Origin of the sequence: Emticicia sp. (assembly GCF_043780375.1) — a bacterium.
In the GTDB taxonomy this organism is placed as follows: Bacteria; Bacteroidota; Bacteroidia; order Cytophagales; family Spirosomataceae; genus Emticicia.
Genome location: NZ_JAYWCU010000219.1, coordinates 1 through 10,035 on the forward strand (window position 1 = coordinate 1; position 10,035 = coordinate 10,035).

General features: G+C 35.6%; 4 protein-coding genes. All 4 read left to right on the forward strand.

Annotation, left to right across the window (positions count from 1 at the left end; genetic code table 11):
• The first annotated feature begins 261 nt into the window (after positions 1 to 261).
• The 4 genes from sprA (at position 262) to ACH2CJ_RS16980 (ending at position 9,974) form a co-directional block, all read left to right on the forward strand.
• A complete protein-coding gene (sprA, locus tag ACH2CJ_RS16965) occupies positions 262 to 7,476 on the forward strand; it encodes a cell surface protein SprA (protein WP_394994304.1) in 7,215 nt (2,404 codons plus the stop codon).
• A gap of 91 nt (positions 7,477 to 7,567) precedes the next feature.
• On the forward strand, positions 7,568 to 7,945 hold the full coding sequence (gene gcvH, locus ACH2CJ_RS16970; protein WP_394994306.1) for a glycine cleavage system protein GcvH: 378 nt from the start codon (positions 7,568 to 7,570) through the stop codon (positions 7,943 to 7,945).
• 198 nt (positions 7,946 to 8,143) lie between these two features.
• Positions 8,144 to 9,442: a dihydroorotase family protein gene (locus ACH2CJ_RS16975; protein ID WP_394994309.1), complete on the forward strand. Its 1,299-nt coding sequence runs from the start codon at positions 8,144 to 8,146 to the stop codon at positions 9,440 to 9,442.
• The gene (locus tag ACH2CJ_RS16980; protein WP_394994312.1) at positions 9,429 to 9,974 is read left to right on the forward strand and encodes a DUF4199 domain-containing protein; all 546 of its coding nucleotides are present in this window, start codon (positions 9,429 to 9,431) and stop codon (positions 9,972 to 9,974) included. Before ACH2CJ_RS16975 ends, ACH2CJ_RS16980 begins: the two co-directional genes overlap by 14 nt.
• The last annotated feature ends 61 nt before the right edge of the window (positions 9,975 to 10,035 follow it).

Genomic DNA, 10,035 nt, shown 5'->3' on the forward strand with positions numbered 1-10,035 from the left:
TTTGGTGATGCTCGGCATTCCGAGAGCAACTGCCGAGAAAAGTATTGATGTGATTCTGAAACGTGAGGGAAATGAGATTACAGTTGAGCAACTCATAAAGTTTGCCTTACGTTAGTTCATTTAGATTAATTCTTGAAAACGCCAATCCTGAAAATCTCTAAATCTTACAAATCCTGTTTATTTTTATTTGCTTAATAGACTATTGGCAAGGTTTTAGTCGTTTAAGGTTTATAATCCTATTTGATATTTCTACAAAACTGTATGTTCAGACAGCTATTAAAACTAAATTGTGTTACTATAACTATACTTTTTTGGGCTTTTTGCTTTATAAATTCCTCATTAGGGCAAAACCGTAAAAAGAGTATAACTACTGTTGAAAAAGCTAACTCAGACTCCCTTACGATACCTGAGAAAGATACTGTTATTGTTAAAACTGGCACAAAACCTTCTTATCGTTGGCAAGACCGCTACCTCAACCGCTATTCGGCTAGAGTGCCACAATCGCCATTTTATTTGAAAGACCCAAAAAATATTTCAAATGATTTCAAGATTTCTCCCGATACAAAAGAAATTTCGATAACCGAAAAAGTAGGTAAAAGCATTGATTACCGAGTTCCACAATCTTTAACTTTCAACGAGTATTCGAGTATTCAAAATGCTGCTATTCGCAAAAGCATTCTACGAGATTACGAAAATCTGCAAGATGGAAAAAGTGCAACCAGCGGACGAGGATTAAGACCATTATTAGAGAAAAATCCAATTGTAGATAGAATTTTTGGTGGAAATCTGATTGATTTAAAGCCAAATGGTTTTGTAACGCTCGATTTTCAATTGATTAAACAATTTATTGATAATCCATTTTTGCCGCTCATTCAGCGAAAACAAACGCTTTTCAATTTTAATGAACAAATCAATATCAACTTCAATGGTAAGATTGGCGAGAAAATGGGCATTTTGACTAATCTTGATACCAAAGCAGCTTTTAATTTTGAAAACCAACTTAAACTAAATTTCAAAAACCAACCCGAAGATATTTTACAAAAAGTTGAGGCAGGAAATGTAAGTATGCCCGTAAAAAGTCAGTTGATTCCTGGCGTACAAAATTTATTTGGTGTAAAAGCTGGTTTTAGGTTAGGAAAACTTGATGTTACGGCTGTGCTTGCTCAACAACGTTCAAAAACCGAATCAATCGTTTTAAATAATGGCACACAAAGCCGAGCTTTTGAAATCCGTGTTGATAATTATGACGAAAACCGTCACTTCTTTTTAGCCCAGTTTTTTAGAGGCAATTACGAAAAATCGCTGAGAAACTTGCCTTTGGTACTTTCGGGCGTTCGAATTACTCGTTTGGAAGTTTATGTTACCAATCGCACCAATAATATCGAATCAATGCGAAATTTGGTCGCATTTTCGGATATTGGTGATAAAAAAATAACTGACGACCAATATAGCCCCGTTGATAACAAAGCAACGACACTTTACGACCAATTAAATAATAATCCTGCTTTTAGAAAAATCGATACTACAACATCTTCGCTGGCAGCATTAGGTTTGAAAAAGGGAATTGACTACGAAATCTTGCGTGGAGCAAAACGCTTAACCGAAAGAGAATTTAAGTTTAACCAAGAATTAGGTTATATTTCATTGGTAACACCATTACGAAATGACGAAATTTTGGGCGTTGCTTACGAATATACTTATAATGGTAGGGCTTTTAAAGTGGGAGAACTGACCGAAGATTATTCGGCCCGCCGAGAGGACGAAGTAATTATGTTGAAACTCATCAAGTCTTCTACGATTCGTAACCGAACCAATAGCCCAATGTGGGATTTGATGATGAAGAACGTTTATTCATTGGGTGTTTCGGGTATCGGGAAACAGGGTTTTCAACTAAGAGTTATTTATAAAGACGATAAGACTGGTATTGACAACCCAAACCTACAAGAAGGTCGAAAACTACAAAACATTCCTTTGATTCGACTTTTGGGACTTGATAAATTAAATCCAAACAATGACCCACAACCCGAAGGCGATGGAAACTTCGACTTTGTAGAAGATGTAACAATTGATACCAAAATGGGGAAATTGATTTTCCCTGTACTTGAACCATTTGGTACAACTTTGAATAAACTTTTTGATACTGACGAACAAATTTTGAGAGAAAAATACGTTTTCAATGAGCTTTATCGCAGTACAATGACAGATGCTCAACAAGTTACGACAAAAAATAAGTTTTTTATTAGAGGAAGTTTACAAGCTAGTAGTGCCTCCGAAATAGCTTTGCCTTTGGGAGCTTCAGGGCAATCGGTCAGGATATTTGCAGGAGGTGTACAATTACAAGAAGGCATCGATTATACAATCGAACCACAGTTAGGCAGAATAAAAATTATCAATATGAGCGTGCTGAACTCAGCACGACAAATCAGAATTGAATGGGAAAAACCTGACTTGTTTAATACCCAAATCAGATTTATGACTGGTGCAAGATTTGATTATAACCTCAACAAAGATATTCATTTGGGAGCAACTTTCATGTCGCTGCGAGAAAGTACCCCTGGATTTATGACCCGTACAGCTATTGGTCAAGAGCCTGTCAATAATTCGATTATAGGTTTTGATATAAATTACCAAAAAGATGCCAGATTTCTTACTCGATTCTTAGATGCTTTGCCTTTGATTCAGACCAAAGAAATGTCTTCGATTCAGTTTACTGCCGAATACGCCAAATTATTTCCATCGGTCAATAATAAACGCATCGGCGGAAATGCCATGATTGATGATTTTGAAGCAACCCGAAACATCAATGATTTAACTCGTCAGCCAACTCGTTGGCGGCCTGCCTCAACACCCGAAAAATTTCAAGGAAGTTCAACTGGCTATGATTATCACTATAAAAGAGGAAAAATTGCCGTTTATACTGTTGACCAAAGTACCTATTTTGCGGGTGGTTTTGGTGGCACTGGCACAGGACTTCCGCAAAGCGTAAGCGATGCGGCAAATAATAATCTTTACGAAAAAGCTTTCTCGCCTACTCAAATATTTACGGGTAGATCGTTGCCTTCCTTCAATAATTCGATCCCTCTTAATATTCTTGATGTTTCTTATTTTCCGTCGGAAAGAGGTATGTACAATTATAATGTTAACCTTGATGCTGATGGTTATTTGCCCAATCCAAAACAAAATTTTGGGTCGGTCATGCGTGGAATTACTGCCGACAATGATTTTGATAATGCCAATACCGAATATTTAACATTTTGGATGCTCGACCCATTTAAAGATATTGTGCGTGATGGCTCACCAAATGGCAACAAAAAAAATACAACTGGTGGAAAATTGATGTTTCAATTAGGCGATATTTCCGAAGATTTTATTCCTGACAGTAGAAATAACTTTGAAAATGGACTTTTGCCCAATGGCGGAGCCTCATCGCAACCCGTAAATACTCGTTGGGGAAAAGCACCAACAGTTCAGTTTATGACCGATGCTTTTGATAACCAAAATGGCTCACGTGAAAAACAAGACGTTGGTCTAGATGGCTTAAATGATAGTGAAGAAACAACTTATCCGCACATTCAAAAATACTTGTCGGATATTAAAAACAAGGTAAAACCTGCTGTTTTTGAGCAAATTGCTAAAGACCCATCGGGTGATGACTTTAAGTTTTTTATTGATGCCGATTATGATGCTCAAAACAAAGGCTTGTTAGAGCGTTTCAAAAATTATTTAGGTACAGAAAATAACTCTCCGCAAAGTAATGCTACCTCAACTGATGGAGCAACTCCAGCCAACTCGGTAACACCAGACAAAGAAGATATCAATGCTGACAATACAATCAATGATGTTGAAAATTTTTATGAATATGAAATAAATCTTCAACCTAACCGATTGGATGTTGGCAATGGGTTTATTGTTGATAAAGTTACAATTCCTGGCACAGAGGCAACGTGGTATTTGTTCAGAGTGCCTGTGAAGCAATTTACACGCAAGCTTGGTGATATTAACGGCTTCAAGTCTATTCGTTTTATGCGAATGTTGCTGACTGATTTTGAGCAGCCAGTTGTACTTCGTTTTGCATCTCTGCAATTGGAGTCGAACCAATACCGTGTTTATGACAAAAATCTAAGCAGAGCAGGCCTCACCGAAATTCCTGAGCCTTATGATGCAAAGTTCAAAGTTGGCGTGGTAAGTATTGAAGAAAATGGTTGTGCCGATGATGGTCAGAACTGTAATGTAAAAAATGGTAAAACGCCTTACGTTGTTCCTCCAGGATTTATTAGAGATAGAGATGTTACGCAGCAACAGTTCAACATCGTTTTCAACGAGCAGTCGGTTTCTTTGGGCGTAACCAATCTTCGTGATGGCGATTCTCGTGCCGTTTTCCGTAATACACGTATAGATATGGTCAATTATAAACGCCTAAAAATGTTTATTCATGCCGAAAGTGAAGGAAGTGACCAAAAAAGCGTTGGTGGAGCATTTATCAGAATCGGAACTGATTTGATTGAAAACTACTACGAAATTGAAGTTCCACAATTAAAAGTAACGCCAAACGGCTCATTGACTGACACTGAAATTTGGCCAGAAGAAAATGCCATTGATGTTGCCTTACAAGAATTAATTGCCTTGAAAGGTGAACGAAATCGAGTAGCAAAAAATGTTTCCGTTCCTTATACCAAGCCAACTGAAGATGGAAAATTCAATATTTCAGTACTTGGAAATCCAGATTTGAGCACGATACTTACCATAATGTTGGGCGTTAGAAATCCCAAATCGGCAGATGAGCAAGCTAATTCATTTTTAGTTTGGATGAACGAACTTCGAGCATTCGGTTTCGACCAAACTTCTGGAGATGCGGCATTGTTGGCAGCAAATATCAAATTGGCAGATTTAGCAACCGTCACCATCAATGGAAACTTGAAGACTTATGGTTTTGGAGGAGTACAAGATAAAATTTCAGAACGTGCAAGAGAAACAGGAAAAGGCATCGGCATTGCTTCAAATATTGAGTTAGATAAATTATTTCCTGAAAAATGGGGTTTAAAAATTCCGTTTTTCATCAACTTTGACAAACAAATTGTTACGCCACATTTCAATCCTCTTGACCCAGATATGCCTTTAGAGATTGCTCTAAGCAATATTTCTGACCAAACCGAGCGTGAAAGATATCGAAGATTAGTAGTAGATGAAAATACCCGAAGAGGCTTTAATTTTTCAAATGTTAGAAAAATAAAAACCAAAGAAGGTGCAAAATCTCATGCGTATGACATTGAAAATTTCTCGTTTACGTATGCACAAAACAACATAAGTAGAAGCAATATATTAATTGACCAATATGCTCTAAATCAATACAGAGGTGGTTTTACGTACCAATATCAACCAAAGCAAATTAACTGGGAGCCTTTCAAAAACAATAAAAGTTTAGACCGCCCATTTTTATATTGGTTGAAAGATTTAAATTTATCGCCATTGCCAACTGTAGTAGCTTTCCGTACAGATTTTGATAGAAATTTCGCTAAAACTCAGTTAAGAAATTCAGATTTAACAACCAGCGGCATTATTCCTACTTTTGAAAAATATTTCTTAATGAATCGAACCTACGATTTACAATGGAATTTAACTAAAAGTATTTTATTGAATTATGCCGCTTCAATGAATGCCATTGTTGATGAACCGACTGGCGATTTGAATACACAAAAGAAAATCGATTCGCTTTATAACAATTTAGTACGATTTGGTCGAGCAAAAAACTTCAGTCAAGATATGCGGGTTACTTATCGTTTACCATTAGATAAGTTTTTCTTGCTTGATTGGATGACTGCCGATGCAAAATACAATGCTAATTTCAACTATCAAGCAGCAGCATATAATATAAAAGATGAGCTTGATGTACCATTCGGAAATACTGTTAGAAATGGTCGTGAGCGTGGCGTAAGAGGCAAGATTGATTTTGTAAAACTCTATAACAAAGCCAAATACCTGCGTTTTGCCAATAGTCCAAATCCTGAAAGAAAGCGTTTTACGAGAAATCCGAGTGATGATGAAATTATTGAAGTCTTGCCCAGCAATTTTGCAAAGGCTTTTACTCGACTATTACTGAGTGTGCGAGGAATTGACTATGATTATTCGTTAATCGAAACTACCATTTTGCCAGGCTTCACGCCTACCCCAAGATTTTTTGGTTTAAGCGACGAATTTGGCAATAGCGATGCTCGAAATTTTGTAATTGGCTCTCAAGACCATGAATTTCAAAAATTAGCGGCAAGTAATGGTTGGCTTTCAAAAACTACCACGCAAACACAACCATTCACACAAACTGCTCAAAGGAAATTCAGTTTCCGAACAACCATTGAGCCAGCAAAAGATTTCAGAATACAAATCAGTGGTAATATGAGTCGTGGCGATACTTATCAAGAGTATTTTATTGCCAATCCAGATGGTTCATATAGTAGTTCAAGTCCTGTTAGAAATGGAAATTTTGGTATGTCATTTTGGGCATTCCGTACAGCGTTTAACCGAATGTCAAAAGCTGATGTGAAAAACAATTATCATTATGATGTTTTTGAAAACATGATAAAATTGAGAGATAATATTTATGAAAATTATAAATTAAATGGAGAATCGAAATATGATAAAAACTCACAAGACATATTGATTCCAGCATTTTTTGCTGCTTATAGCGGAAAAGAATCAAGAGCAAAAATAGGCTTAAATCCATTTAATCCCAACAACAGAAAAATTAATCTTCCACTACCAAACTGGCGAATTGATTATTCAGGATTGGCAAGTTTAGAGTTTTTCAAAAAGATTTTCAGCTCAATTTCTATTCAACATAGTTATACTTCTAATTTCAATGTTGGTAATTTTACTTCGTCATTAGAATATAATAACATCAATACACGAATTGATTTAACTCAAAGAGGCTATCCGCTTCCATCTGACAATGTTTTGAATAGCTTGAGCCAATATATTCCAGTTTATATTATGAGTACCATTACTTTGGAAGAAAAATTTGCTCCTTTCATTGGTATTCAGTTTGTTACGAAAAGTAAAATTTCAGGAAAATTTGAATACAATAAAGAGCGTCGGGCTTCGCTAAACCTTGCCAACTCACAAGTGGCAGAATATTCGAGTGATGATTTTGTGTTCAATTTTGGATTCAAAAAAAACAATGTAAAATTGCCTTTGAGAGGGCGTGATGGTAAAGTAATAACACTCAAAAATGATTTGAATTTGCAGTTTAATTTCACCATTAGAGATATTAAGGCAATTCAAAGACGTTTGGACGGCGACCCCCAACCAACGCAAGGAAATTATAATTTGCAATTAGGCCCTCGCATTTCGTATCAAGTAAACAAGCGAGTAATTATGAATTTTTATATTGACCACTTAGTAAACACCCCTTTTGTAACCAATTTTTCTTTTCCAAGAAAAACCACAACAGGTGGCTTGAATGTAAGATTTGCGTTGTCGGATTAAAACCTTAGTAAAACTTTTTAACCTACAATTTTTTCAATTTCCCAACATTTCTCTTAACTTGCAGCAAATTAAATAAAACACTACATCAACAATGAATTTTCCTGCTGACTTACGTTATACAAGCGAACATGAATGGGTAAAAATGACTGAGGGTAATATCGCACTCGTTGGAATTACAGATTTTGCTCAAGGCGAATTAGGTGATATTGTATTTGTAGAGATAGAAACCGTTGGACAAAGTTTTGCTGCTAATGAAATTTTTGGTTCAGTTGAGGCAGTAAAAACCGTTTCTGATTTATTTATGCCTATTGCAGGGAAGATTTTAGAAGTAAATCCAGCATTACAAAACTCTCCTGAATTAGTAAATAACGACCCTTATGGAGAAGGTTGGATGATTAAAATGGAGATTTCAAATCCTTCTGAATTTGCCGCATTGATGGATGCTGAATCATATCAAAATACTATTTAAAAAAGTCGATTGTCTAAGGCATTTATACAAATGACTACTTTAACAAAGTAAAAAAAATGATTGTAATTCAATAACATATTAAAAAAATGCCCCTTACAAGGGCATTTTTTTTGCAAAATATTATTATAATCGTTTTTAAATGAAAGAAATAAGTATCTATTCTATGGTCTGTCGTCAATTGAGTATCGACTAAAAAAAATGAAAATTTTAATAATATCTGTAAAAATAATTGATTCATTATCTGTGTATAATGGTCAGGTTAAGTCTATTTTTATAGAAAATGGCATTATTCAAGAAATTGCTGATAATATTTCTCACAAAGCAGATCAAATTATTGAAGGACAAAACCTTTGTATTTCGACAGGTTGGATAGACATGCGAGTTTCGCCGAAAGACCCAGGCTATGAATCAAAAGAAGATTTGACAACTTTGTTTCAAGCGGCAATGGCTGGTGGTTTTACTGAAATTGTTACATTACCCAATACAAAGCCAATTGTTCAGACCAAAGAAGCAATTGCTTATTTTAAAGGTTTTGCAAACAATCAGTTAATTGAAATTCATGTTGCAGCTGCCGTTACTAAAAACTGTGAAGGCAAAGATTTTACCGAAATGCTCGACCTTCGAAATGCGGGAGCAGCAGTATTTACCGATGGTGAACACCCAATTTGGAATGCCGATATTTTGTTAAAAACTTTGCAATATCTCGCCCCCATAGATGCACTGCTGATGAACCACCCCGAAGAACAAAGCATGACAATGTTTGGACAAATGCACGAAGGCATCGAAAGCACGATGCTTGGCATGAAGGGGATTCCGAGTACGGCAGAGGAATTGATGATTATGCGAGATTTGAAATTGATGGAATATTTTTTAGGTGAGGATGTGCCAGAAAATCAAAACTCAAAACTCCATTTTTCAACTATTTCTACCGAAAAAGCAGTTGAGTTAATTAGAGAAGCCAAAAAGAAAGGATTACCAATTAGTTGCGATATTGCTGCACATCAATTGGCGTTTACAGATGCTGATTTGAAAGATTTCGACACAAATTTCAAAGTAAATCCACCATTTAGAAGTAAAAACGATATACAGGCTTTGCAGAAGGGCTTGAAAGATGGCACAATTGACGTTATTGTATCTGACCATAATCCACATGACGAAGAAGCCAAAAACTTAGAATTCGATATGGCAGACTTTGGCATTATTGGACTTGAAACGGCATTTTCGGTAGCAAATACGTACGGTAAAATATCTATTGAACAATTAGTTGAGAAGTTTACCAATAATCCTCGGAAACTTTTACGCATACCAGAAATTTCAATTAAAGTAGGAGAAATTGCCAATTTGACAGTTTTCGACCCAACATCCGATTGGACATTTACCACAAAGGATATTCGTTCAAAATCAAAAAACACTCCATTTATTGGCAAAGAATTGAAAGGCAAAAGTATTGCTGTTATTAATAAAGGGAAGGTTTATATAAATTATGATAAAAAATAGAATTCTAAAAAACGCATTAATTTATGGTAGTATAGCAGCAGCCATTTGTTTTTTTGTTGCCATGCTACAATATTATGGACTTCATAAAAGTCCATTTGGTCGATACAAAGCCCCTGCTTTTGGTATCAATATTATTTTTATTGTGGTTTCCGTTTGGACATACAGAGCCAATAATGGCGGAGTTTTGTCATTTACAGAGGGTTTTTCAGTTGGTTTTATGACGAACTTATTTGCGGCTTTTTTGACAGGTTTATTCTTTTTTATTTTCGTCCAATTTATCGATACCCGATGGGGAAATAATCAATCGATTATGCTTTGGGTATACGAAAATATCTCAGGAATAGTGAAAATACGAGAAGCTCACATTAAGAATTTTGGCGAAACTGAGTATAATGACCTCTTGAAACAGGCCAAAGAAATACCTTCAGCAGGTTATGTTTTTTTGGACGAACTTGGGAAAAAACAACTTTGTATCATTGCTGTTACAGTAATTTCAATAATTTTTAGGCGACATACATTCACAATATCATAGTTTTTTTCTATTTTTACTTCTAAATTTAACCCTAAACCATTATCATGGAAAAGCCATCTAC

Excerpts from the sequence above, each read along its gene's own strand:
- sprA (WP_394994304.1), top strand. The coding sequence starts at position 262 with ATGTTCAGACAGCTATTAAAACTAAATTGTGTTACTATAACTATACTT.
- gcvH (WP_394994306.1), top strand. The coding sequence starts at position 7,568 with ATGAATTTTCCTGCTGACTTACGTTATACAAGCGAACATGAATGGGTA.
- ACH2CJ_RS16975 (WP_394994309.1), top strand. The coding sequence starts at position 8,144 with ATGAAAATTTTAATAATATCTGTAAAAATAATTGATTCATTATCTGTG.
- ACH2CJ_RS16980 (WP_394994312.1), top strand. The coding sequence starts at position 9,429 with ATGATAAAAAATAGAATTCTAAAAAACGCATTAATTTATGGTAGTATA.